General features: G+C 37.5%; 1 protein-coding gene. It reads right to left on the bottom strand.

All coding sequences use genetic code 11. The features are described 5' to 3' along the window. Positions 1 to 181: SRPBCC family protein (locus ACY2RS_RS15835; RefSeq protein WP_490099617.1), on the bottom strand; the 181-nt coding region annotated here is incomplete at its 3' end. Positions 182 to 240: the final 59 nt, after the last annotated feature.

Consider the following 240-nt stretch of genomic DNA (forward strand, 5'->3'; position numbering starts at 1 on the left):
CAAAATGTTTTCCACTCCAGGTGACTGTTTCATGTAATCCTATTAAACCCGAAGTTGTTTCTGCGATGGCTCTTTCTGTGGTTTGTGAAGCAGACTGCACATGGTAATCGATGCCTCTGGAGAGATCAAACACCTCCTGAATAGGTGCATTTATATTAGGATATAGTGTTATTTTAGTCATTTTGTGTCTTTTGTGAGAAGATTTTCTAAACATGACGCTAAGGTTCCATATTGAAAAAT

This window comes from Patiriisocius sp. 208BN25-11 (assembly GCF_058147145.1).